We start from the raw sequence: 22,688 nt of genomic DNA, 5'->3' as shown, positions 1-22,688 counted from the left end.
TTTCCATAGCGACCACTACGTAATTGAGGGGGGCGGCGCCATGAGCGTGCGCGCGGAGCAGTCGGCGGGGAAGCGGGACGGACGGGCGGCGGGAGAGCCGACGGACGGCCTCACGGGGAGGCTGTCGGGGAGGACGGCACTGGTCACGGGCGGGAGCCGGGGCATCGGACGCGGGATCGCCGAGCGGCTCGGCCGCGAGGGCGCCCGGGTGGTGGTGCACTACGGCACCAACGAGACGGCGGCGAAGGAGACCGTGGCGGCGATCGAGGCCGCCGGCGGCACGGCCTTCGCGCTCGGACAGGAGCTCGGAGTGCCGGGGGACGCGGCGGCGCTGTGGCGGGCCTTCGACGAGCGGGCGGGCGAGGAGCGCGGGCTCGACATCCTGGTGAACAACGCTGGGATCGCGGCCTCGCAGCCCTTCGCCTCGATCGGCGAGGAGGAGTACGACCGGGTCTTCGCGGTGAACACGAAGGCGCCGTTCTTCCTGGCACAGCTGGGCGCGGAGCGCCTGCGGGACGGCGGCCGGGTCATCAATGTGTCGACGGGGCTGAGCCGGGCTGCGGCGATGCCGGACCTCATCGCGTACGCGATGTCCAAGAGCGCGCTCGACACCTTCACCCGCTATCTGTCGAAGGTCCTCGGGCCCCGGCGGATCACGGTCAACGCGGTGGCCCCGGGCATCGTGGACACGGACATCAACGCGCACTGGCTGCGCGGTGACGAGCAGGCCTGGGCCGGGGCGGCGGCGATGGCCGCCCTCGGCGAGGTCGGGACCCCGGCGGAGATAGCCGACGTGGTGGCCTTCCTGGCCTCCGACGACGCGCGCTGGATCACGGGCCACTGGATCGACGCGACGGGAGGTTCGCTGGCCTGACCGGCTCTGGCCCCGTGCGGGGGACGGGGCCGGGGACGGGGGAGCGCGGGCGGAAGGGGCACGCGCGCTTCGAGTGGCTGGTGGGACGGGGGCGGCCGACGATGGAGAGGGCGCTCGTCCGGGGTGCGGAACGGCATGAGGAGAGGCGCCCTCCTCTGCTAGATTTGGACCCAGATTGGTCTATACCACGGTCCCAGCAGCCCCTCACCAGATCGGCAGGCACAGCGTGGAAGTTGTCATCGTCAAGGACGCCGAGGCGGGCGGCGAGCTCATCGCGGACGGCATCGCCGACCTCCTGCGCCGCAAGCCCGACGCGCTGCTCGGCGTGGCCACGGGCTCGACCCCGATCCCCATCTACGACGCCCTGATCGCCCGGGTCCGGGCCGGGTCCGTGGACGCCTCACGCGCCCGCATCGCCCAGCTGGACGAGTACGTCGGCCTCCCCGCCGGGCACCCGGAGTCCTACCGCTCCACCGTGCTGCGGCAGGTCGTGGAGCCGCTGGGGCTCTCCCAGGACGCCTTCATGGGCCCGGACGGATCGGCCGAGGACGTCCAGGCCGCCTGCGAGGCGTACGACAAGGCGCTGGCCGAGGCCGGCGGCGTGGACCTCCAGATCCTGGGCATCGGCACCGACGGCCACATCGGCTTCAACGAGCCGTGCTCCTCGCTCGCCTCCCGCACCCGCATCAAGACGCTCACCGAGCAGACCCGCGTGGACAACGCCCGCTTCTTCGACGATGACATCGAGCAGGTGCCGCACCACGTCATCACCCAGGGCATCGGCACCATCCTGGAGGCCCGCCACCTGGTGCTCCTCGCCACCGGGGAGGGCAAGGCCGAGGCGGTCGCGCAGACCGTCGAGGGCCCGGTCGCCGCGCTCGTGCCGGCCTCCGCGCTCCAGCTGCACCCGCACGCCACCGTGGTGGTGGACGAGGCCGCCGCGTCCAAGCTGAAGCTGGCCGACTACTTCCGTCACACCTATGCGAACAAGCCCTCCTGGCAGGGCATCTAACCCACCCGGGCCCTCCGGCGAACGGCGAAGGGGCCCGGCACCTGGTTCAGGTGCCGGGCCCCGTGCCGTACAGGGGGGCGGGAGCGGTCAGGAAGTGGCGCCGGCCAGGGCCTCGGCGGCGGCGCGGCCGCAGACCCGGGCCGCGCCGTGGGTGGCGAGGTGCAGGGCCCCCCGGGGCTCCGCCTCGTCGAGGCCCATCTCGACCACCACGGTGTCGGGGCGGGCGGCGAGCAGGGCGTCCAGGGCCGCCGTCATCCACGGGTGCCGGTGGGCGTCCCGTACGACCGCCACAATCCGCCGCTCCCCCGCGGCCGCGAGCACCGCGTCGACCGAGCCGTCGGCGTACGAACCGGTCTCCGTGCCGGGCAGCAGGCGCTCCAGCTCGGCGGCGATGCCCCACGGGGTCTCGTCACCCACGGCGAAGTTGGCGACGGGGGTGAAGGCGGCCACGTAGGGAGCGCTGGTCATCGGCGTGTACGGCCGCTCCCCCGGGGTCACCGTCAGGGCCCGGCGGGCGGCGACGAGTCCGATGTCGACGCCGGGCGCGGTCCCCTCCTGTGACGCCGCGCCCGGCACCGATGCAGCCCCCCTGGCCCGGTGCGCCTGGGTCCAGGACGCCAGGGCGCGCACGCGCGCCGCGGCGTCCGCCAGTCGCTCCTCGGGCAGTTCACCGGTCCGTACGGCGTCGACGAGGGCGTCCCGCAGCCGCAGTACGGTGTCCTCGTCGGCCAGCCCGCCGCCGACGCAGATGGCGTCGGCGCCCGCGGCGATCGCGAGGACGGATCCGCGCTCGATGCCGTACGTCGCCGCGACGGCCCGCATCTCCATGCCGTCGGTGACGATGAGCCCCTCGAAGCCCAGTTCCCGGCGGAGCAGACCGGTGAGGATCTGCGGGCTCAGGGTGGCCGGCCGCTCGGGGTCGAGCGCGGAGAGCAGGATATGCGCGCTCATGACCGCCTTGGTACCGGCGGCGATGGCGGCGCGGAAAGGTACCAGCTCACGGGCGTGCAGTGTGTCGAGGTCCACATCGATCCGGGGCAGGGCGTGGTGCGAGTCCACGCTCGTGTCGCCGTGCCCGGGGAAGTGCTTGGTGCAGGCGGCGACACCGACGCCCTGGAGGCCGTCGACGTAGGCCACGGTGTGGCGGGCGACCAGGTCGGGGTCGGCGCCGAAGGAACGGACGCCGATGACCGGGTTGGCGGCGTTGGAGTTCACGTCCGCCGAGGGGGCCCAGTTGAGGTCGACGCCGCAGGCGGCGAGCCGGCGGCCCAGTTCACGGGCGACGGCCCGGGTCAGTTCGACGTCGTCGACGCTGCCGAGGGCGTAGTTCCCGGGGAAGGAGGAACCCTGGTTGACCTCCAGGCGGGTGACGTCGCCGCCCTCCTCGTCGATGGCGACGAGGACGTCGTCCCGTTCGGCCCGCAGGCGCGCGGTCAGCGCGGCGAGCTGCTCGGGGTCGACGATGTTCCGTCCGAAGAGGCCGACGGAGGAGAGGCCCTCGCCGATGCGGCGGAGGATCCAGTCGGGGGCGGTGGTGCCGACGAAGCCCGGCTGGAGCACCGTGAGGGCGTCCCGCGTCAGCGTGTCGGTGCCGGTTACGAGAGTGGTCATGGGGCGCCGTTATCCCTTCACCGCACCGGCCGTGAGGCCCGCGGCCATCTTGCGCTGGACAAGGAGGAAGAGGGTCACGATGGGCACGGCCATCATGGTCGAGCCGGCCATCATGGGGGCGTACTCGGTGCCGTTCTTGGTGATGAAGTTGCCGAGCCACACGGTGGCCGTCTGGTTCTGCTGGCTCATCAGCATCAGGGCGTACAGGTACTCGTTCCAGGCCTGGATGAAGCCGTAGACCGAGGTGGCGACCATGCCGGGGGCGAGCAGCGGGAAAACGACCCGGATGAACGCGCCGGTGCGGGTGCAACCGTCGACCTGGGCGGCCTCCTCCAGCTCCTTCGGGATGTTCACGATGAAGCCGCGCAGGGTCCACACCGTGAAGGGGAGGATGAAGGTCAGGTAGGTGATGATCAGGCCGCTGAGCTTGTCGTACTGGCCCAGGTCGTTGAGGAGCAGGAAGACCGGGATGATCATGGCGACCAGCGGGACCATCTGCACCGCGAGGATGCCGACGATCACGATCTTGCGGCCGCGGAAGGCGAAGCGGGAGATCGCGAGGGCGGCGAGCAGGCCGACCGCGATGCCGATGACGACCACGACGAGCGAGACGACGAGGCTGCGGAGGACCGGTCCCCAGAAGTCCGCGATGTCGAGGGCGCGCTGGAAGTTCTCGAGCGTGAAGGTCGAGGGGAAGAAGTGCGGGTCGGGGTCGATGGCGTCCTTGGCCGGCTTGAAGGCCGTGTTGACCATCCAGTAGACCGGGAAGCCGGCGGTGAGGACGACGAGCAGGCCGAGCAGGTTCCAGCCGAGCTTGGACCGGCCGGGGCGCCGGGCGGGGGCCGGTGCCGGGGCCTGCGCGGAGGCCGGGCCGGGGGCGGCGGGGGCCTTGACGGCGGTGCCCGCGGAGGTGTTGGCGGCGCTCACTCCACATCTCCGATCTTGAGCATCTGGCGCATGTAGACGGCGACGACGCCGAGCAGCAGGACGACCGTGACGAGCGCGATCGCGGAGCCGGTGCCGTAGTCGTTCACGACGAACGCCCGGTCGAAGGAGTACGTGGTGAGGAGCTGGAACTCCGGCTCGGGGTGGCCGTTGCGCATCACGTAGACCTGCGGGAAGACGCCCATGTCCCAGATCACCGAGAGGGTCGTCAGCATCACGATGATCGGCTTGAGGACGGGCAGGGTGACGAAGCGGAAGACGCCCCAGGCGCCGGCGCCGTCGAGCCGGGCCGCCTCTTCGAGTTCCTTCGGCACCTGGGTGAGGCCGGCACTGAGGGTGATGACGACGAAGGGGACGGCGCCCCAGACGACGAGGAGCATGATGACGGCGAGGCCCTGGGGGCCGCTGGCGAACCAGTTGTGGCCGATCATGTCGACGCCGGGGAGCTTGCTGAGGAGCCAGTTGAGAACGCCGTAGTCCGCGTCGAACAGCCACTTGAAGATGGCGGTGGCGACGATGATGGGCATGCCCCAGCTGGCCACGAGCACGATGTTGATGAGCGCCTTGACCCAGCCGGAGACCCGCTGGAGGAGCAGGGCGATCAGCATGCCGAGGACCATCGTGACGACGACGGCGCCGGCCGCGAAGAGGACCGTGCGCAGGACGACGGCCCAGAACTCGGTGTCACCGAGGATCTTGGTGAAGTTGTCGAGCCCGGCCGACTCCGCCTCCTGGAAGCCCCACAGCTGGGGCTGTCCGAACTTCTGGAAGGACAGGGTGACGAGCCGCACGAGCGGGTAGCCGAGCACCAGGAGCAGGACGATCAGGCAGGGCGCGAGCAGCAGCCATGGGATGCCGGCTCCGCCGTTCGACTTCTTGCCGGGCTTGCCCGGGGTACCGGCCGCGGGGCCGGGGGGTGGCGATTGCCGCGCCGGCGGCACCTTCGCGGTGGTTGTGTCTGCGGCACTCATCCCGTGCTCCTCAGCGGTCCCTCTCGTGATACGGGCGGCAGGGCCCCGCCGTCGGACGGGACCCTGCCCGAAGGTCACTTGGTGTTGATGACCTTGTCGATCGCGGCGTCCGCCTCCTTGGCGGCCTGGTCCACCGGCTTGCCCTTGGCGATGTCGATGAGCATCGTCTTGAGGGTCTGGGCCTTCTCGACCTGGCCCCAGCCGGGGGCGGTCGGGACGAACCAGCTCGACTCGGCCGCGGTGGCCGGGACGGCGGTGGCCGGGTCGCTCTTGAGCGGGGCGAGGTCGGCCTTGTTGTTGGGCAGGTTGCCCTTGGCGACGAGGCCCTTCTGGCCCTCGGCGCCGGTGAAGGCGGCGATCCACTCGGCGGCGACGCCCTGCGCCTTGGACTTGACCGGGACGGCCAGGTCGGAACCGCCGAGGAAGACCGGAAGGTTCTTGCCGTTCGGGCCAGGCATCACGAAGTTCTCGAGCTTGTCCTTGAGCCCGCCGACCTTGTCGGACTTCGGGTCGGCGGCGGTGGCGCCCTCCCAGCCGGCCGCGAAGATGGTGGCGGACTTGCCCTGGCCGAAGACGACGGGACGGTCGGACTCGTCCTTCGTCTTGTCGCCGTGCATGTACTTGTCGAGGATGTTCTTGTACTCGGTGAGGCCCTTGACGGACTCGGGCGAGGAGAGGTTCGCCTTCCAGGTCTCGCCGTCCTGCTTGGCGATGGAGCCGCCGGCGTCGTAGACGAAGGACATCGCGGCGTACCAGTCGGGCGACGGCTGGTACCAGGCGCTGAACTTGTCGCCCTTCTTCTTCTGGATGGCGTCGAGGGCGGCGGTCAGCTCGGCCCAGGTCTTCGGGGCGACCTTGACACCGGCCTCGGCGGCGATGTCCTTGCGCCAGGTGCCCACGCGGCCACCGGCGTAGTAGGGGACGCCGTAGGTCTTGCCGTTGTAGGTGACCGAGTCCTTGAGGGCGTCGAGCCACTTGTCGGAGTTCTCGAACTTCGACGGGTCGACCTCGGCGAAGGCACCCTTGGCCATGTAGCTGATCATCTCGGTGTTGCCCATTTCGACAACATCCGGGGCCTTGTCGGTGGCGAGCACCGCGTCCAGCTTGGTGTTCTTGTCCGGCCAGCCGTAGTACTCGTGCTTGATCTTGATGCCCGGGTGCTTCTTGGCGACCGCGTCGTCGGCGGCCTTGACCAGCTCCGGCCAGTTGTTCTGGGCGTCGACCGTCAGCCAGACGGTGAGCTCCTTGGCCTCGCCGGCCTTGTCGCCGGACTCCGAGCCACCGCACGCCGCGATACCGGCCATCATGCCCGCGACGCCGATCGCCACGATGAGCTTGCGCTTCACGCCACCCTCCTCAGGGATGCCTGCAACCCCCCTGCCCACCGCGCGAAGACATACGTCGAGTAATGCTGTGGGGCCGGGACCTGGTCATTAATGGTTTAGACCAGTACCCGGAGCTTGGCCTAGACCTTTTTGGGTGTCAAGGGTGCGCAGGAGGGGTATCGGCGTCCGTTATCGGACCGACATCTCACCCTCCACACGCGCCGCCCGGCCGGGCGGAAGGGAGAATGCGGACGCGGGAACGGCCGGGCTCGCAATGGCCTAGACCAAGAGGGCGTTCCTCGGTGTATAAGAAGGCAGGGCACGACTCCTCCGGCCGCACCGGCATGTGTCGGCGGGAGAAACCGTGGTGGCGGGCGAACCGTGCCACCATGTGAGCCGCGACAGACGGAGGAGCCGGTGACGGCAGCAGCACAGGAGTCGGGAAGGCAGGCCATGGCCACGGAGGCGGGCAGCACCGAGACAGAGACCGGGGCGGTCACCCGCACCGCGCGCGTGCCCAAGTACTACCGGCTCAAGCGCCATCTCCTCGACATGACGGAGACCCTCCCGCCCGGCACCCCGGTCCCCCCGGAGCGCACGCTGGCCGCCGAGTTCGACACCTCGCGCACCACCGTCCGCCAGGCCCTCCAGGAGCTGGTCGTCGAAGGGCGCCTGGAGCGCATCCAGGGCAAGGGCACCTTCGTCGCGAAGCCCAAGGTCTCCCAGGCCCTCCAACTCACCTCGTACACCGAGGACATGAGGGCCCAGGGGCTCGAGCCCACCTCCCAGCTCCTCGACATCGGCTACGTCACCGCCGACGACACCCTCGCCGGCCTGCTCGACATTTCCGCCGGCGGCCGGGTGCTGCGGATCGAGCGGCTGCGCCTGGCGAGCGGCGAGCCGATGGCCATCGAGACCACCCACCTCTCGGCCAAGCGCTTCCCCGCGCTGCGCCGCTCCCTGGTGAAGTACACCTCGCTCTACACGGCCCTGGCCGAGGTCTACGACGTCCACCTCGCCGAGGCCGAGGAGACCATCGAGACCTCCCTCGCCACCCCGCGCGAGGCGGGACTGCTCGGTACGGACGTGGGCCTGCCGATGCTGATGCTGTCCCGCCACTCGCGCGACGCGCAGGGCGAGCCGGTGGAATGGGTGCGCTCGGTCTACCGCGGCGACCGGTACAAGTTCGTGGCGCGCCTCCAGCGCCCCAACGGCTGAGACCCGCCTGCCGAACGCCCCCGAAAGGCCCCGCCGAGCACCCTCCGCGGGGCCTTCGGCGTTCCCCGGCGGGCAGTTGAGCGGAAAAGCGTTGCCGTACCGATATGCGGACGGGGGGTGACGCTGCGCGAAGCGAGCGCCTAGATTTCCTGCGCATCACACGGTGATCAGCGAGGGGACGGTTGCAGCAATGCCAGAGCCGGAAGCAACACCCGTTACGGAGCGAAAAGGCCTCACGCCCAAGTCCATCGCCATCTGGACGCTCGTCGCCCTGGTGGGCGCGGCGGGCTGGGCCGTGCTCGCGCTCTCCCGCGGTGAGGACGTCTCCGCCGCCTGGATGCTCGCGGCCGCGCTCGGCTCGTACGCGATCGCCTACCGCTTCTACGCCCGGTTCATCGCACGGCGCGTACTGAAGGTCGACAAGACGCGGGCAACTCCCGCCGAGCGGCTCGACAACGGTGTCGACTTCCATCCGACCGACCGCAGGGTGCTCTTCGGACACCACTTCGCGGCGGTCGCCGGCGCGGGCCCGCTGGTCGGTCCGGTGCTCGCCGCGCAGATGGGCTATCTGCCGGGCACGATCTGGATCATCGTCGGCGTCATCTTCGCCGGCGCCGTCCAGGACATGGTGACGCTGTTCTTCTCCACCCGGCGCAACGGCCGGTCGCTGGGCCAGATGGCCCGTGACGAGATCGGCCCGTTCGGTGGCGCCGCCGCGCTGATCGCGGTCTTCGCCATCATGATCATCCTGCTCGCGGTGCTGGCCCTGGTCATCGTCAACGCCCTCGCCCACTCCCCGTGGGGCGTCTTCTCCATCGGCATGACGATCCCGATCGCCCTGCTGATGGGCGTCTATCTGCGCGTCCTGCGCCCGGGCCGGGTCACCGAGGTCTCGGTCATCGGCGTGGCCCTGCTGCTGCTCGCCATCGTCGCGGGCGGCTGGGTCGCCGAGTCGTCCTGGGCCGACACCTTCACGCTCGAACCGGGCACCCTGGTCATCTGGATGATCGTGTACGGCTTCCTGGCCTCCGTGCTCCCGGTCTGGATGCTGCTCGCCCCGCGCGACTACCTGTCGACCTTCATGAAGGTCGGCACCATCGTCTTCCTCGCGCTCGGCGTGGTCATCGCCCTGCCGACCATGAAGATGGACGCCGTCACGGACTTCGCGACGCGCGGCGACGGTCCCGTCTTCGCCGGCTCGATGTTCCCGTTCGTCTTCATCACCATCGCCTGCGGCGCGCTCTCCGGCTTCCACTCCCTGGTCTCCTCGGGCACCACCCCGAAGATGATCCAGAAGGAGACCCAGGTCCGGATGATCGGCTACGGGGCCATGCTCACCGAGTCGTTCGTCGCCATCATGGCGATGATCACCGCGTGCATCATCGACCCGGGTCTGTACTTCGCCATCAACTCCCCCGCCGGAGTCGTCGGCACCACGGTGCAGTCCGCCTCCGAGGCCGTCGCCAACCTGGGCTTCACGATCACCCCGGAGGCGCTGGCCCAGGCGGCCAAGGACGTCGAGGAGGCGAGCCTGCTCTCGCGTACCGGCGGCGCGCCGACCTTCGCGCTCGGCATGTCGGAGATCTTCTCCGCGGTCGTCGGCGGTACCGCGATGAAGGCCTTCTGGTACCACTTCGCGATCATGTTCGAGGCGCTGTTCATCCTCACGACCGTGGACGCGGGAACCCGCGTCGGCCGGTTCATGCTCCAGGACATGCTGGGCAACGTCTACAAGCCGTTCCGCCAGGTCAGCTGGAAGCCGGGCGTCTGGTTCGCCAGCGCGGTCGTCGTCGGCGGCTGGGGCTACTTCCTCTGGGTCGGCGTGCACGACCCGCTGGGCGGCATCAACCAGCTGTTCCCGCTGTTCGGCATCGCCAACCAGCTGCTCGCCGCCGTGGCGCTGGCCGTCTGCACCACGCTGCTCATCAAGTCGGGCCGCCTGAAGTGGGCCTGGGTCACCGGCGTCCCGCTCGCCTGGGACGTCGCCGTCACCCTGACGGCGAGCTGGCAGAAGATCTTCTCCGAGGACCCGCGGGTCGGCTTCTTCGCCCAGCGGGACAAGTACCAGGCGGGCATCGACGCCGACAAGGTGCTCCCGCCCGCCAAGTCGATCGACGACATGCACACCGTCGTCACCAACTCCACCGTGGACGGCGTGCTGTCCGCGCTGTTCGCGATCCTCATCATCGTGGTGATCGCCGACGCGGGCCGGGTCTGCGTCAAGGCGATCAGGAACCCGGAGGGCGTCCGGCTCTCCGAGACGCCGCACGTCGAGTCCAAGCTCGTCGCTCCCGCCGGCATGTTCCCCACGAAGGAGGAGAAGGCGGAGCTGGTGGCCGCCGGACTCGGCGCCGGAGGCGGCATGCGCGGGGAGACCGCACCGGGCGAGTCGCGAGGTGACGCGCCGACCGGGACCGGCTCGGCATGAGCACGGCGCACACGGTCCGCCATCTGAGGCGCGCGGTGCACGCGATCCGCTGGTACGTACGGGAGCTGTCCGGCGAGGCGGTCTACGACCGGTACGTCGCCCACGCCAGAAGCTGCGACCCGGACGCCGAGGTGATGACCCGGCGGGAGTTCGAGCGCAGCCGCACCGACGCGCGGGAGGCCGATCCGCGCGAGGGGTTCCGCTGCTGCTGAGCCCTCACCGGCCGTCCGACGGGCCGCCGCCCTCCCCCTCCGGGGAAGGCGGCGGCCCGCTGCGTGGGGCCCCCGGCCAACTCACCGCGTGCGCCTTCCGCGACGACCGAGACCCCCACGTCGGCAAGCAGCTCCGACACCCGACGCCACTACATGTGGGGGGTGCCGCGAGCGACGCCCCCCACATGTATGCTCATGCTCGCTGTCGACGCAGGGGAATCCGGCGCGAATCCGGAACTGTCCCGCAACGGTGTGTCTTGTACCTGTTCGTACGAGGTGAGTCCGAGGACCTGCCGACGGTGCGCCCGGTCCGTCCGTTCCGGGTGCCACAGACGTCCGGGCCTCGTGGAGTGGGCCGGTGGACGCGGAGCGGCCATGCCCACGGCCGCCCGCCTGCCCGCCTTCCCTCCCCCTGGCCCCGAGCCGAGCGAGGGAGAGCCCCACGTGACCATCGCGCCCGCCGATCCGGCCACCGCGATCGAGAGCGACGGTAACGAGAGCGACGGACCCGGGACCGTACTGCTGCGGACCCTGACCGAGCTGACCGCCGACCTCCCCGACACCGACCCCGGCAAGGTCGCCGCCGCCGCGCTGCGCGGCCGCAGCGCCGCCTCGGACGAGGCGGAGTTGCGCGAGCTGGCCACCGAGGCCGCCGCCGGCCTGATCGCCGAGGACCCGGCGTACTCCCGGCTCGCCGCCCGCCTGCTCACCGTCACGATCGCGGACGAGGCCGCCTCCCAGGGCGCCGTCTCCTTCTCGTCCTCCGTCGCGGTCGGTCACCGCGAGGGCCTGATCGCCGACCGCACCGCCGCCTTCGCCACCCTGCACGCCGCGCGCCTGGACGCGCTGATCGACCCCGCGGCCGACGACCGCTTCGGCTACTTCGGCCTGCGGACCCTCTACTCGCGCTACCTGCTGCGCCACCCGATCACCCGCAAGGTGATCGAGACCCCGCAGCACTTCATGCTGCGCGTCGCCTCCGGCCTCGCCGAGGACGACAGCACCCGGGCCGTGGACGAGGTGGCGGCGCTGTACGGGCTGATGAGCCGGCTCGACTACCTGCCCTCCTCCCCCACCCTGTTCAACTCCGGCACCCGCCACCCCCAGATGTCCTCCTGCTACCTGCTCGACTCCCCGCAGGACGAACTGGACTCCATCTACGACCGCTACCACCAGGTCGCGCGCCTCTCCAAGCACGCGGGCGGCATCGGTCTCTCGTACTCCCGGGTGCGCGCCCGCGGTTCGCTGATCCGCGGCACCAACGGCCACTCCAACGGCATCGTCCCCTTCCTGAAGACGCTCGACGCCTCCGTCGCCGCCGTCAACCAGGGCGGGCGCCGCAAGGGCGCCGCCGCCGTCTACCTGGAGACCTGGCACGCGGACATCGAGGAGTTCCTGGAACTCCGCGACAACACGGGCGAGGACGCCCGCCGGACGCACAACCTGAACCTGGCGCACTGGGTCCCGGACGAGTTCATGCGCCGGGTGAACGCCGACGCCGAGTGGTCGCTGTTCTCCCCCGCCGACGTGCCCGAGCTGGTGGACCTGTGGGGCGAGGAGTTCGACGCCGCGTACCGGAAGGCGGAGGCCGCGGGCCTGGCCCGCCGGACGCTGCCGGCCCGCGACCTGTACGGCCGGATGATGCGGACCCTGGCGCAGACCGGCAACGGCTGGATGACCTTCAAGGACGCCTCGAACCGTACGGCCAACCAGACCGCCGAGCCGGGCCACACCGTCCACTCCTCCAACCTGTGCACCGAGATCCTGGAGGTCACGGACGACGGCGAGACCGCCGTCTGCAACCTGGGCTCGGTGAACCTGGGCGCCTTCGTGGACACGGCCACCGGCGACCTCGACTGGGAGCGGCTCGACGCGACCGTCCGGACCGCCGTCACCTTCCTCGACCGGGTCGTCGACATCAACTTCTACCCGACCGAGCAGGCAGGCCGGTCCAACGCCCGCTGGCGCCCGGTGGGCCTGGGCGCCATGGGCCTCCAGGACGTCTTCTTCCAGCTGAAGCTGCCCTTCGACTCGGCCCCCGCGCGGGCCCTGTCGACCCGGATCGCCGAACGGATCATGCTCGCCGCGTACGAGGCCTCCGCCGACCTCGCCGAGCGTCACGGCCCGCTGCCCGCCTGGGAGAAGACCCGTACGGCGCGGGGCGTGCTGCACCCCGACCACTACGACGTGGAACTGAACTGGCCCGAGCGCTGGGCCGCGCTGCGCGAGCGGATCGCCGCCGTCGGCATGCGCAACAGCCTGCTGCTCGCCATCGCCCCGACGGCGACGATCGCCTCGATCGCCGGCGTGTACGAGTGCATCGAGCCGCAGGTGTCCAACCTCTTCAAGCGCGAGACGCTCTCCGGTGAGTTCCTCCAGGTCAACACGTACCTGGTGGACGAGCTGAAGCGGCTGGGCGTCTGGGACGCGCAGACCCGCGAGGCGCTGCGCGAGGCCAGCGGCTCGGTGCAGGGCTTCAGCTGGGTGCCGGCCGAGGTCCGGGAGCTGTACCGCACGGCCTGGGAGATCCCGCAGCGCGGCCTGATCGACATGGCGGCGGCGCGGACCCCGTTCCTGGACCAGTCGCAGTCGCTCAACCTGTTCCTGGAGACGCCGACCATCGGCAAGCTCAGCTCGATGTACGCGTACGCCTGGAAGCAGGGCCTGAAGACCACCTACTACCTGCGCTCGCGCCCGGCGACCCGGATCGCCCGCGCCGCCCAGGTCACCACCCTCCCCGTCCAGCAGGCGACGCCCGACGCCGACGCCCTCGCCTGCTCCCTTGAGAACCCCGAGTCCTGCGAGGCCTGCCAGTGACGAGCACCACGAACACCGAGAAGAACCTGCTGGACCCGGGCTTCGAGCTGACCCTGCGTCCGATGCGCTACCCGGACTTCTACGAGCGTTACCGCGACGCCATCAAGAACACCTGGACCGTGGAGGAGGTCGACCTCCACTCCGACGTCGCCGACCTCGCCAAGCTGACGCCGGGCGAGCAGCACATGATCGGCCGTCTGGTCGCGTTCTTCGCGACCGGCGACTCGATCGTGGCGAACAACCTGGTCCTGACGCTCTACAAGCACATCAACTCCCCCGAGGCGCGCCTCTACCTGAGCCGCCAGCTGTTCGAGGAGGCCGTGCATGTCCAGTTCTATCTGACGCTGCTCGACACCTACCTGCCCGACCCGGACGACCGCGCCGCCGCGTTCGCCGCCGTCGAGAACATCCCTTCCATCCGGGAGAAGGCGCGGTTCTGCTTCCGCTGGATGGACTCGGTGGAGAAGATCGACCGCCTGGAGACCCGGGCCGACCGCCGCCGCTTCCTGCTCAACCTCATCTGCTTCGCCGCCTGCATCGAAGGGCTGTTCTTCTACGGCGCCTTCGCGTACGTGTACTGGTTCCGGTCCCGCGGCCTGCTGCACGGCCTGGCGACCGGCACCAACTGGGTGTTCCGCGACGAGACGATGCACATGAACTTCGCCTTCGAGGTCGTCGACACCGTCCGCAAGGAGGAGCCGGAGCTGTTCGACGCGGAGCTCCAGGAGCAGGTGACCGCGATGCTGCGGGAAGCCGTGGAGGCGGAGCTCCAGTTCGGCCGTGACCTGTGCGGCGAGGGCCTGCCGGGCATGAACACCGAGTCCATGCGCGCGTACCTCGAGTGCGTGGCCGACCAGCGCCTGGTGCGGCTGGGCTTCGCGCCGGTGTACGGCTCGGAGAACCCGTTCGCGTTCATGGAGCTGCAGGGCGTGCAGGAGCTGACCAACTTCTTCGAGCGCCGTCCGTCCGCCTACCAGGTGGCGGTGGAGGGGTCGGTCGACCTCGACGAGGACTTCTAGCACCTCCGTACGGGGAAGGGCCCCGCGCCGGTGACGGCGCGGGGCCCTTCCCCGTACGGGTGGCGCGGTCAGTCGTTGGGGACCGTCTCGTAGCGGGGGGTGCCCTCCGCCATCTGGCGCAGGGCGTCCTTGCGCTCGCGCTTGGAGAGCTTGTCGATGTACAGCGTGCCGTACAGGTGGTCCGTCTCGTGCTGGAGGCAGCGGGCGAAGTAGCCCGTGCCGCGCACCTTGATCGGGTTGCCCTGGGCGTCCTGGCCGTGCACCTCGGCGTAGTCGGGGCGGGCCAGCGAGGCGTACGCGGTGGGGACCGAAAGGCAGCCCTCGTTGGAGTCGTCGAGGAAGCGGCGCTCCGCCGGCAGCTCCTGCAGGACCGGGTTGACGACGACGCCGGTGTGGCGGACGCCCTCGTCGTCCGGGCAGTCGTAGACGAAGACCTTCAGGTCGACGCCGATCTGGTTCGCGGCCAGGCCCACGCCCTCGGCGGCCTTCTGGCTGGCGAACATGTCGTCGATCAGTGCCGCCAGCTTGTCGTCGAACTCGGTGACGTCACGGCACTCCTTGTGGAGGACCGGGTTGCCGACCACCGTGATCGGCCGCGCGGTGCCGCGCTCGCGGTGGGCGAGCTCACGCGCCTCGCAGTCCTCCGTGTCCACGACGAAGCCGTCGTTGATCTGCTCGTCCGTCTCCTGCTGCGCCATGTGCTGCCGCGCCTTCCTGAAAACCCGATTCCGTCGGAGGACAGCCTACGGGCCCTGCGCGGGAGGCTCAGCAGACCTCTTCGAGATCGCGCCACTCGCGGCTGTCGGGGCTGTCGGCCACCCAGCCGTCGAGGAGCCCGCGCACCAGACCCGCCGGGGCGGCGATGCCGCACTCGCGCTCGGGCACCCACAGCTCGCCGGGCGAGCGGTGGCCGAGCGGCCCGGGATGGCCGGGTTCGCTGTGGTCGTGCGGATCGGAGTGCTCGCCCTCGCCCTCGGCGCTCGGCATGGTCGACTCCGAGCAGGCACGGCAGAGCAGCCGCACGGAGGAGGACCAGTCCTCGGCGGCGAATCCGGCGTCGGCGGCGAGCTGCTCCAGGGCGTCCCGGTCGGCCTCGGTGGCGGCCTCCAGGAGGACCACCCAGGTGGGCACGGGCGAGGGCGCCCAGAGTTCGATCTCGTCGAAGACCGGGTAGGACGGGCCGGCGGTGGTGGTCCGCTCGCCGTTCGGCACGCCGTCGTGCAGGACGACCTCGCCCCAGCGGCGCCCCGAGGAGGGCAGCGGGATGGAGAGGACCTCGATGCGCGCGGGGTCCAGCCTGCGGCCCCACACGACCTCGGCCTCGCCCTCGGGCGAGAGCCGGACGGCGGCGCTGCCCAGCTCCATGCCGGCGGGCTCGCCGGTGCCGGAGGCGGCTCCGGGCACCTTGAGGCCGTACGCCTGCCAGGCGCGGCGGGCCAGCGGCCAGTCCTGGAGCGCGGTGGCGGCGATGCCGACGTTCCACCAGTCGGGGGCGCCGGTCTCCTTGTCGAGCAGGGCGACCGCGCGGAGCCCGGCGGCCCGGGCCTGCTCCCAGTCGTGCCGGAACTTGTGCAGCAGCGCCAGATTGAACCAGGACTCCGAGAGCCAGGGCTCCAGATCCGCCGCTCGCGTCAACAGCGCGCCCGCGTCCTCGTACCGGCCGTCGCCGATCAGCGTGAACGCGCGGTCGGTGGCCTGCCGCCACGAGGCGGAGGGCCGATGCCGTACCTTCCCGAAGATCCTCACGATTCCCGCCTGCCGGTCGCTTCACCCTCTTGTTCGCATCCAACCATGCCCGGTCGGACGCGCGCTCATTACCCATGGGTTACCCAGGGGCGGCCGAGGTCACCCCAGGCGCGCCGCCCCGCGCCAGAACCCTGGCCAGGCACTCGACGACATCCGGGTGATAGTCGCGCGCGGTCCCCAGGCGCAGCCGCTCCAGGGCGCCGAGCGCGGCGCCCGCGCCCGCGTCGGCACCGGCTCCCACCAGGTCGTCGTAGGCGTTGACGACCCGGACGATGCGGGCGGCCCGGGGCTGCTCGCGGTACGGGTCGGCCTGGCGTTCCACCACGAGGGCGACGGCGGCGGGGACGCCGGTCCTGCGGACGACCTCGCCGCCGAGGAGGGCGATCCTGCGCTGCTCCTCGGCGGGCAGCTGGGCGGTGGCCCCGCCGGGCACGGGGTCGACGAGGGAGAGCTGTCCGATGTCGTGCATGAGCGCGGCGTGTTCGAGGACGGTCAGCTCGGGGCCGGTGAGGCCCAGTTCGCGGCCGACGGCGGTGCTGAGGGCGGCGACCCGGTGGGCGTGGCCGGGGGCGGTGCAGCCGGCGATCTCGGTGGCGCGGGCGAGGGAGGCGATGGTCTGCCGGTTGACGGTGCGCACGGCGGCGTACCGCCGGTGGGAGACCTGGGTGAGCAGGAGCGGGACGGCGAGGACGGGCAGGGCCCACAGCCCGGCGGCGGCCACGGCGAGCGCCATGACGGCGCCGGTGGCGCAGACGGCGGAGCGGATGCCGAGCAGGCCGTGCAGTTCGTCGCGCAGGACGGAGCCGTACGGGTGTCCCGTACGGGCCCGCAGGACGAGCGCGGCCAGGACGGCGTCGCACAGGGCGGTGAGGACGAGCAGGAGCAGGAGGAAGAGGACGTAGGCGGGTCCCTGGCCGAGGTGTTCGGTGAGGACGCCGGAGTTGTAGAGGGGCTGGAAGCAGAGGGCGGCGAAGCCGGCGGTGAGGACCCGGCGGGCCAGGTGGTCGCGGCCGGGGCCCCGGCCGCGGGCGATGTGCGGGACGATCCCGGCCAGGGCGCCGGCGAGGACGACGGCGACCGTCTGGAGGACGCCGTGGGTGGTGGGGGTGCCGGCGCTGGCGCCCAGCAGCGCGTAGGCGAGGGCCCCGGCGGCGCCGAGCGGGGCGGGTTCGCTCTCCCGGAGGTCCTCGTCGACGGCCGGTGCCCCCGTGTCGGGGGCACCGCCGCCCCAGCGGGCCAGCTCGCCGGCGGCGACGAGGGTCCCGAAGGCGAGCGCGGTGCCGGGTTCGGCGAGGCCGTGCCAGAAGGTGGCGCCGAGGGCGGCGAGGCCGAGGAGGAGCGCGGCGGCGCGCAGCACGCGGGGGACGGCCGCGCCGGGCGTCACGCGCGTTCCCGGTGGCGGGTGGGGCCGGCGGGGTGCGGGGGGTCGGCGGATTGCGGGGCGCTGGTGGCTTCGCCGGGGTCCGGGGGGTCTTCGGCGCGGGCCGGCCGGCCGGGCTCCTCGGGGCCGGTTTCGCGTGGCGGGGGCACCTGCGTGGCCGGGGCGGCGCCGGGCGGGCGCGGGGCGGCCGGGGCGGTTTCGTCGGCGGTGACGGCGGGCCGCCAGCCGTGCCGGTCGAGAGCGCGGACGAGCGCGTCGACCATCCGGGGGTCGAAGTGGGTGCCGGCGCACCGTTCCAGTTCGGCCACGGCGGCCGGCACGGGCCGGGCACGGCTGTAGCAGCGGGTGGAGGTCATGGCGTCGAAGGCGTCGGCGACGGCAACCATCCGGGCGTACTCGGGGATCTCCTCGCCCCGCAGCCCGTAGGGGTAGCCGGTGCCGTCCATGCGCTCGTGGTGGTGGAGGATCGCGGACCGCGCCTCCCCGAGGAAGCCGATGCCCCGCACCATCTCGTGCCCGTACTCGGGGTGCAGTTCGATGATCCGGCGCTCCTCCGGGGTGAGGGGCCCGTCCTTGCGGAGCACCCGGGTGGGCACGCCGAGTTTTCCGACGTCGTGGAGGATGCCCGCGAACCGCACGACGTCGAGCCGGTCCTCGGGCATGCCGAGCTCACGGGCGATCAGGACGGAGGCGTGGCCGACGCGTTCGCTGTGGCCGCGCGTGTAGCGGTCCTTGATGTCGACGGCCTGAACGAGGGCGCGGATGGTGGCCTGGTGGGCGGCGCGCTCGCGGTGGTACTGGGCGAAGACCCAGCAGGAGATGCCGATGGGCAGCAGGACGAAGAGGGCCGCCACGGGCCCGTACGTGCTGCGCCAGAGCACGGCCGTCATCAGTCCGGCGAGGCCGTGGACGGTGTGCGGGGCGAGGGAGCGGCCGAGGAGGCCGCGCCAGGCGGTGCCGAGCGGCAGCCCGTCGGCGGCGGCGCGGATGCCGCCGTCGAGGGCGGTGAGGGCGAGGCAGAAGGCGAGGGCGGCGGCGCCGGCGGGCAGGAGGGCGTACGGCAGGTCGGGGGCGTCCGGCCCGTGGCCCAGGGCGGCGGGCCCGCCGAGGAGCGCGGCGGCGCGGGCGGCGGCCCAGACGGCGAGCGCGGTGGCCGCGGCCCGCCAGAGGCGGCGCAGGGCGGCGGGCGGTTCGTCGACGCGGGCGAGGAGGCTGCCGGGCAGGGCGGTGAGGGCGGCGGCCGCGGGGTCCAGGAGCAGGGCGGCGGCGAGCAGGACGGGGAAGAAGGAGCCGGTGCCCAGGGGCAGGCGCCCGCCGAGCGCGCGGCCCAGACGCGGGCAGCGGCCGGGCACCTCGCAGAGGGCGTACAGGGCGGCGAGGAGCGCGACCGTCCCCCAGGGGGTGTGCGCGCCGGGGCGCACGGCGGGCAGGGCGCACGCCGCGGCGGCGAGCAGGGCGCAGCCGACGGACAGGCGGGCCGCGCGCGGTACCTCCCTCACGAGCGTCACCCGGCCACGCTAGCGAGTGGGGCGGCCGGCGGCGGGCCGCCGCCGTCGATTCGCACCATCGGGTGATACAAGCTGATGTATGCGTCCGCGACGCGAAAAGCCGCCGCGAACGGATCGCGGCGGCTCGTCCGGACCGGGCGCGCGGGGCGCCCGGAGGCGGCTACTCCTGGGGGGCGGGAGCCCCGGGGGCGGTGAGGTCCTGGTCGGGCACCGCGTGCCCCGAGCGGATGAGCTCGATCCGCCCCATGACCTTGGCGCGCAGGTCGGTGGGGACCTCGTCACTGCCGCAGCAGCGCTTGACGAGCTTCTTCACCGCCTGCTCCAGGCCGTACTTCTCCAGGCACGGGGAGCACTCCTCGAAGTGCACCTCGAACTTGGTGCAGTCGCTGTCGGGCATCTCATGGTCGAGGAACTCGTAGAGATGATCCAGGACCTCTGAGCAATCCGTCTCGTGCGGCTCTCCGCAGCTCATGAGCCCGAGCCTTTCAGATCGTTCGACGACTCTCCGGCGCCCGCGGGAACCAGCCCGCGGTCGCGGGCGTAGTCCTCGAGCATGCCGCGCAGCTGGCGGCGGCCCCGGTGCAGCCGGGACATCACCGTACCGATGGGCGTACCCATGATGTCCGCGATCTCCTTGTACGCAAAGCCCTCGACATCGGCGAGATAGACGGCGATGCGGAACTCCTCGGGGATCGCCTGGAGCGCTTCCTTCACGTCGGAGTCCGGGAGGTGGTCGAGCGCCTGGGACTCGGCGGAGCGCAGACCGGTCGACATGTGCGACTCGGCGCGGGCGAGCTGCCAGTCCTCGATCTCCTCGGCAGCGCTCCGCTGGGGTTCGCGCTGCTTCTTGCGGTACGAGTTGATGAAGGTGTTCGTGAGGATGCGGTAGAGCCACGCCTTGAGGTTCGTGCCCTCACGGAACTGGTGGAACGAGCCGTACGCCTTCGCGTAGGTCTCCTGCACCAGGTCCTCCGCGTCCGCCGGGTTGCGCGTCATGCGCAGGGCGGCCGAGTACATCTGGTCGAGGTAGCCGAGGGCGTCCCGCTCGAAGCGCGCGTTGCGCTCCTCGGTCGTCTCCTCGGGGCCTTCGTCGGTCCCTGTGTCGGTCCCAGTGACCGGACCCACCTCCTCCAGCGTGGCGGCGGGCGCGAACGCGGACCCGCTCGTTTCGGAGGATAGACGAGGAACCGCTCCGCCCGCCCCCCGAATAGGGGCGACCTTGGGCGCGGGCAGCACTGTCCAGTCGAGGTCAGCGGCCTGCGTCCGCTCCGGGCAGATGGTCGAACCCATGCGACGGACTCCCTCTTTCTCACTCTCACACCGACGCCCTGGACAACAGCGGTCAGGCGCCGCGCATTCCCGTCGCGGGGAGCGTCCGGGCAAGCCATTCGGCGACCCCGTCGACGAGGAGCGCGAGGCCCTCCTCCTGCGCGAGGGGCGCGCGCTTCGGAAGGGCGAAGCCGTGGTCGCCGTACGGGATCTCCACCAGCCCGTACGGGCCCTCGGGGAACTCGGCGGGCCGCCCGAAGGGGTCGTTGCCGCCCTGGACGACGAGGGTGGGCAGGCCGGTGCCCAGCAGTTCCTCCGCGCGGGACCGCTCCGGCCTGCCGGGCGGGTGGAGCGGGAAGCTGAGCGCCAGGACGGCGTGTGCGCCCAGGTCACGGCCGGTGCGACAGGCCACGCGGGCACCCGCGCTACGCCCGCCGGCGACGAGGGGGAGGCCGGGCCGGGTGAGGGCGGGCCAGAGCCCGCGCCAGGCGGTGTCGAGGGTCCCGGGGGCGGGGGCGAGCTTCTTGCCGGCGACCCGCCAGGGCTGTTCGACCAGGGCGACGGTCACACCGTGCGCGGGCAGCGCCCCGGCCAGGGCCTGGAGGTCGCGGGCCTCGACGCCGCCCCCGGCGCCGTGGCCGAGGGCGAGGACGGCCCGGGGCTCGGCGGCGGTCCGCCAGGTGACGCGGGCCTCGCCGGCATCGGTGGGGACGGTCTCGGTCTCGTACGAAGTCACGTCCCCCATCCTGCCGTCCCCGGGCGGCGCGGGCGCCCGGCCGGGGCGTGTCTCAGAAGAGGGTGCCCACCTCGGGCCCCTCCAGTTCCGTGAGAAGTTCGGGTCCGTTGTTCCGGACGTTGCTGACGGCGGTGGCCACCGGATAGGCCCGCATCAGACCCCCGGGGGGCGGGGCGAGCAGATCGCGCAGTTCGTCCTCGCCGGTGCGCGCCGGGTCGAGCCAGGCGTCCCAGCGGTCCCCGGTGAGCATCAGCGGCATCCGGGGGTGGATGTCGGCGAGCGAGCGCGGGCCCTCGGCCGGGGCGACGCCGAGCGGGCCGGTCTCGGCCTCGGTGGTGATCACCGAGCAGGTCACCCACCAGGCGGCGGGGCTGCCCCCGGGAGCGGCCGGGTCGCGCCAGAACTCGTAGATCCCGGCCATCGCGAAGACCGATCCGTCCGCCGGGGTCACGAAGTACGGCTGCTTCCTCGGCCGCTTGCGCTTCCCCTCCACCTCCAGCTCCCGCTCGTCGGCGCCCGTCACCCACTCGTAGTAACCGTCGGCGGGCAGGATGCAGCGCCGGGAGGCGAAGGCCCGTTTGAAGGACGGCTTCTCGTGCAGGGTCTCGGCCCGGGCGTTGATCATCCGGGCCGCGCCCTCCGAGGTCTTCGACCAGGACGGGACGAGCCCCCAGCGCAGGCGCCGCAGCTGGCGAACCGGCCGCGGCGATCCGGCGTCCTTCAGAGGGCGCTCCAGTACCGCCCAGACCTCTTTGGTCGGGGCCACGTTCCAGTCCGGGGCCAGGGTTTCCTCCGGCTCCCACTTCTCCACCCCGAAGAGGCCGACGAGGTCCTCGGGGCGCCGACTCGCTGCATACCGTCCGCACATACGTGCCACACTGCCACGACCCCCGACCTCCCGAGGAGCGGCCCGAACGATGGACCTCTTCCGCCCGCAGGCGGCGCCCGCCGAGTGGCTGGTGACCGCCACCGCCGTCGCCGCCCTCGCCGTCACCGTCCCCCGCCGCGTCTGGCTCCTGGCCCGCAACGCGATCACCATCGCGCACGAGGGCGGGCACGCCCTGGTGGCGCTCGCCACCGGCCGCCGTCTGCAGGCGATCACGCTGCACTCGGACACCAGCGGTCTGACGGTGACCCGGGGCCGGCCGACGGGTCTCGGCGTCGTCCTCACCCTCACCGCCGGCTACACCGCCGCGCCGCTGCTCGGCCTCGGCGGCGCCGCCCTGCTGGGGGCCGGCCTGGTCACCCTGCTGCTGTGGGCGGCGACCGCCCTGCTCCTGGCGATGCTGGTGATGATCCGCAACGCGTACGGGGTGCTCACCGTCCTGGTGACGGGCGCCGCCTTCCTGCTGGTGTCCTGGCTGACCGGGCCGGAGGTCCAGGCCCTCTTCGCCTACGCGGTGGTGTGGTTCCTCCTCCTCGGCGGGGTCCGGCCGGCCTTCGAGCTCCAGGTCAGGCGGCGGCGCGGCGGCGCCCCCGACTCGGACGCCGACCAGCTCGCGCGGCTCACCCACGTCCCGGCCGGGGTGTGGCTCCTCTTCTTCCACACGGTCTCGATCTGCTGCCTGATCGGCGGCTGCCGCTGGCTCCTGCCGTTCTGACACCCCCGTACAGTG

The 22,688-nt window shown here is 72.0% G+C and carries 20 protein-coding genes and 1 riboswitch; of the genes, 8 read left to right on the top strand and 12 right to left on the bottom strand.

Going from position 1 to position 22,688, the window contains the following annotated elements; translation table 11 throughout:
* The first annotated feature begins 40 nt into the window (after positions 1-40).
* Both ABTY40_RS14510 and nagB read left to right on the top strand, forming a co-directional pair.
* Positions 41-874 carry an SDR family oxidoreductase gene (locus tag ABTY40_RS14510; RefSeq protein WP_352059799.1) on the top strand — a complete coding sequence of 278 codons (834 nt, stop codon included), beginning with the start codon at positions 41-43 and terminating at the stop codon, positions 872-874.
* Between the two features lie 226 nt (positions 875-1,100).
* Positions 1,101-1,886, top strand: coding sequence for a glucosamine-6-phosphate deaminase (nagB, locus tag ABTY40_RS14505; RefSeq protein ID WP_352059798.1), 786 nt, complete (start codon positions 1,101-1,103; stop codon positions 1,884-1,886).
* Positions 1,887-1,973: 87 nt separating this feature from the next.
* On the opposite strand, the gene ABTY40_RS14500 is transcribed toward nagB, so the two are convergent.
* The 4 genes from ABTY40_RS14500 to ABTY40_RS14485 form a co-directional block, all read right to left on the bottom strand.
* Entirely contained in the window at positions 1,974-3,497 is a 1,524-nt protein-coding gene (locus ABTY40_RS14500) for a glycoside hydrolase family 3 protein (RefSeq protein WP_352059797.1), read from the bottom strand.
* A gap of 9 nt (positions 3,498-3,506) precedes the next feature.
* A complete protein-coding gene (locus ABTY40_RS14495) occupies positions 3,507-4,298 on the bottom strand; it encodes a carbohydrate ABC transporter permease (RefSeq protein WP_352059934.1) in 792 nt (263 codons plus the stop codon).
* Positions 4,299-4,420: 122 nt separating this feature from the next.
* Positions 4,421-5,413, bottom strand: coding sequence for a carbohydrate ABC transporter permease (locus ABTY40_RS14490; RefSeq protein WP_345287661.1), 993 nt, complete (start codon positions 5,411-5,413; stop codon positions 4,421-4,423).
* Positions 5,414-5,487: 74 nt separating this feature from the next.
* On the bottom strand, positions 5,488-6,759 hold the full coding sequence (locus ABTY40_RS14485; RefSeq protein WP_352059796.1) for an extracellular solute-binding protein: 1,272 nt from the start codon (positions 6,757-6,759) through the stop codon (positions 5,488-5,490).
* Positions 6,760-7,191: 432 nt separating this feature from the next.
* Between ABTY40_RS14485 and ABTY40_RS14480 the strand changes: the two genes are divergently transcribed.
* The 5 genes from ABTY40_RS14480 to ABTY40_RS14460 all read left to right on the top strand — a co-directional run bounded on the left by ABTY40_RS14480 (position 7,192) and on the right by ABTY40_RS14460 (position 14,432).
* A complete protein-coding gene (locus tag ABTY40_RS14480; protein WP_345287743.1) occupies positions 7,192-7,956 on the top strand; it encodes a GntR family transcriptional regulator in 765 nt (254 codons plus the stop codon).
* A 190-nt stretch (positions 7,957-8,146) separates the two neighbouring features.
* The gene (locus ABTY40_RS14475) at positions 8,147-10,384 is read left to right on the top strand and encodes a carbon starvation CstA family protein (protein ID WP_352059795.1); all 2,238 of its coding nucleotides are present in this window, start codon (positions 8,147-8,149) and stop codon (positions 10,382-10,384) included.
* Entirely contained in the window at positions 10,381-10,596 is a 216-nt protein-coding gene (locus ABTY40_RS14470; RefSeq protein WP_352059794.1) for a YbdD/YjiX family protein, read from the top strand. Before ABTY40_RS14475 ends, ABTY40_RS14470 begins: the two co-directional genes overlap by 4 nt.
* Before the next feature lie 189 nt (positions 10,597-10,785).
* A riboswitch (cobalamin riboswitch) is annotated at positions 10,786-10,908 on the top strand.
* A gap of 132 nt (positions 10,909-11,040) precedes the next feature.
* Complete coding sequence (locus ABTY40_RS14465; RefSeq protein WP_352059793.1) at positions 11,041-13,413, top strand: ribonucleoside-diphosphate reductase subunit alpha; 2,373 nt, start codon at positions 11,041-11,043, stop codon at positions 13,411-13,413.
* Positions 13,414-13,475: 62 nt separating this feature from the next.
* Positions 13,476-14,432 carry a ribonucleotide-diphosphate reductase subunit beta gene (locus ABTY40_RS14460; protein WP_352059933.1) on the top strand — a complete coding sequence of 319 codons (957 nt, stop codon included), beginning with the start codon at positions 13,476-13,478 and terminating at the stop codon, positions 14,430-14,432.
* Between the two features lie 68 nt (positions 14,433-14,500).
* Here the strand turns inward: ABTY40_RS14460 and def are convergent, their stop codons facing one another.
* From def to ABTY40_RS14420, 8 genes are all read right to left on the bottom strand, one after another.
* Positions 14,501-15,130: a peptide deformylase gene (def, locus tag ABTY40_RS14455; protein WP_309053853.1), complete on the bottom strand. Its 630-nt coding sequence runs from the start codon at positions 15,128-15,130 to the stop codon at positions 14,501-14,503.
* A gap of 67 nt (positions 15,131-15,197) precedes the next feature.
* Entirely contained in the window at positions 15,198-16,178 is a 981-nt protein-coding gene (locus ABTY40_RS14450) for a tetratricopeptide repeat protein (RefSeq protein WP_345287649.1), read from the bottom strand.
* Positions 16,179-16,257: 79 nt separating this feature from the next.
* Positions 16,258-17,562 carry an HD-GYP domain-containing protein gene (locus ABTY40_RS14445; RefSeq protein WP_352059792.1) on the bottom strand — a complete coding sequence of 435 codons (1,305 nt, stop codon included), beginning with the start codon at positions 17,560-17,562 and terminating at the stop codon, positions 16,258-16,260.
* Positions 17,559-19,058, bottom strand: coding sequence for an HD-GYP domain-containing protein (locus ABTY40_RS14440; protein ID WP_352059932.1), 1,500 nt, complete (start codon positions 19,056-19,058; stop codon positions 17,559-17,561). The genes ABTY40_RS14445 and ABTY40_RS14440 overlap by 4 nt, the downstream gene beginning before the upstream one ends.
* A gap of 169 nt (positions 19,059-19,227) precedes the next feature.
* The gene (gene rsrA / locus ABTY40_RS14435) at positions 19,228-19,539 is read right to left on the bottom strand and encodes a mycothiol system anti-sigma-R factor (RefSeq protein ID WP_352059791.1); all 312 of its coding nucleotides are present in this window, start codon (positions 19,537-19,539) and stop codon (positions 19,228-19,230) included.
* Positions 19,536-20,192 carry a sigma-70 family RNA polymerase sigma factor gene (locus ABTY40_RS14430; RefSeq protein WP_056558039.1) on the bottom strand — a complete coding sequence of 219 codons (657 nt, stop codon included), beginning with the start codon at positions 20,190-20,192 and terminating at the stop codon, positions 19,536-19,538. Before ABTY40_RS14430 ends, rsrA begins: the two co-directional genes overlap by 4 nt.
* A gap of 217 nt (positions 20,193-20,409) precedes the next feature.
* The gene (locus tag ABTY40_RS14425; protein WP_352059790.1) at positions 20,410-21,081 is read right to left on the bottom strand and encodes an alpha/beta hydrolase family protein; all 672 of its coding nucleotides are present in this window, start codon (positions 21,079-21,081) and stop codon (positions 20,410-20,412) included.
* A gap of 43 nt (positions 21,082-21,124) precedes the next feature.
* Positions 21,125-21,940, bottom strand: coding sequence for an SOS response-associated peptidase (locus ABTY40_RS14420; protein WP_352059789.1), 816 nt, complete (start codon positions 21,938-21,940; stop codon positions 21,125-21,127).
* Positions 21,941-21,989: 49 nt separating this feature from the next.
* On the opposite strand from ABTY40_RS14420, the gene ABTY40_RS14415 reads away from it, so the two are divergent.
* Entirely contained in the window at positions 21,990-22,673 is a 684-nt protein-coding gene (locus tag ABTY40_RS14415; RefSeq protein WP_352059788.1) for a M50 family metallopeptidase, read from the top strand.
* Positions 22,674-22,688: the final 15 nt, after the last annotated feature.

This window comes from Streptomyces sp. NPDC126503 (assembly GCF_040302405.1).
GTDB lineage: Bacteria > Actinomycetota > Actinomycetes > Streptomycetales > Streptomycetaceae > Streptomyces > Streptomyces gulbargensis.
This window is presented reverse-complemented; position numbering and strand designations above follow the sequence as displayed.

Bases quoted from the DNA above. Each gene is read 5' to 3' on its own strand.
- ABTY40_RS14460 (WP_352059933.1), top strand. From the start codon at position 13,476: ATGCGCTACCCGGACTTCTACGAGCGTTACCGCGACGCCATCAAGAAC.
- ABTY40_RS14425 (WP_352059790.1), bottom strand. From the start codon at position 21,081: ATGGGGGACGTGACTTCGTACGAGACCGAGACCGTCCCCACCGATGCC.
- ABTY40_RS14475 (WP_352059795.1), top strand. From the start codon at position 8,147: ATGCCAGAGCCGGAAGCAACACCCGTTACGGAGCGAAAAGGCCTCACG.
- ABTY40_RS14415 (WP_352059788.1), top strand. From the start codon at position 21,990: ATGGACCTCTTCCGCCCGCAGGCGGCGCCCGCCGAGTGGCTGGTGACC.
- ABTY40_RS14490 (WP_345287661.1), bottom strand. From the start codon at position 5,413: ATGAGTGCCGCAGACACAACCACCGCGAAGGTGCCGCCGGCGCGGCAA.
- ABTY40_RS14480 (WP_345287743.1), top strand. From the start codon at position 7,192: ATGGCCACGGAGGCGGGCAGCACCGAGACAGAGACCGGGGCGGTCACC.
- def (WP_309053853.1), bottom strand. From the start codon at position 15,130: ATGGCGCAGCAGGAGACGGACGAGCAGATCAACGACGGCTTCGTCGTG.
- rsrA (WP_352059791.1), bottom strand. From the start codon at position 19,539: ATGAGCTGCGGAGAGCCGCACGAGACGGATTGCTCAGAGGTCCTGGAT.
- ABTY40_RS14500 (WP_352059797.1), bottom strand. From the start codon at position 3,497: ATGACCACTCTCGTAACCGGCACCGACACGCTGACGCGGGACGCCCTC.
- ABTY40_RS14510 (WP_352059799.1), top strand. From the start codon at position 41: ATGAGCGTGCGCGCGGAGCAGTCGGCGGGGAAGCGGGACGGACGGGCG.
- ABTY40_RS14420 (WP_352059789.1), bottom strand. From the start codon at position 21,940: ATGTGCGGACGGTATGCAGCGAGTCGGCGCCCCGAGGACCTCGTCGGC.
- ABTY40_RS14470 (WP_352059794.1), top strand. From the start codon at position 10,381: ATGAGCACGGCGCACACGGTCCGCCATCTGAGGCGCGCGGTGCACGCG.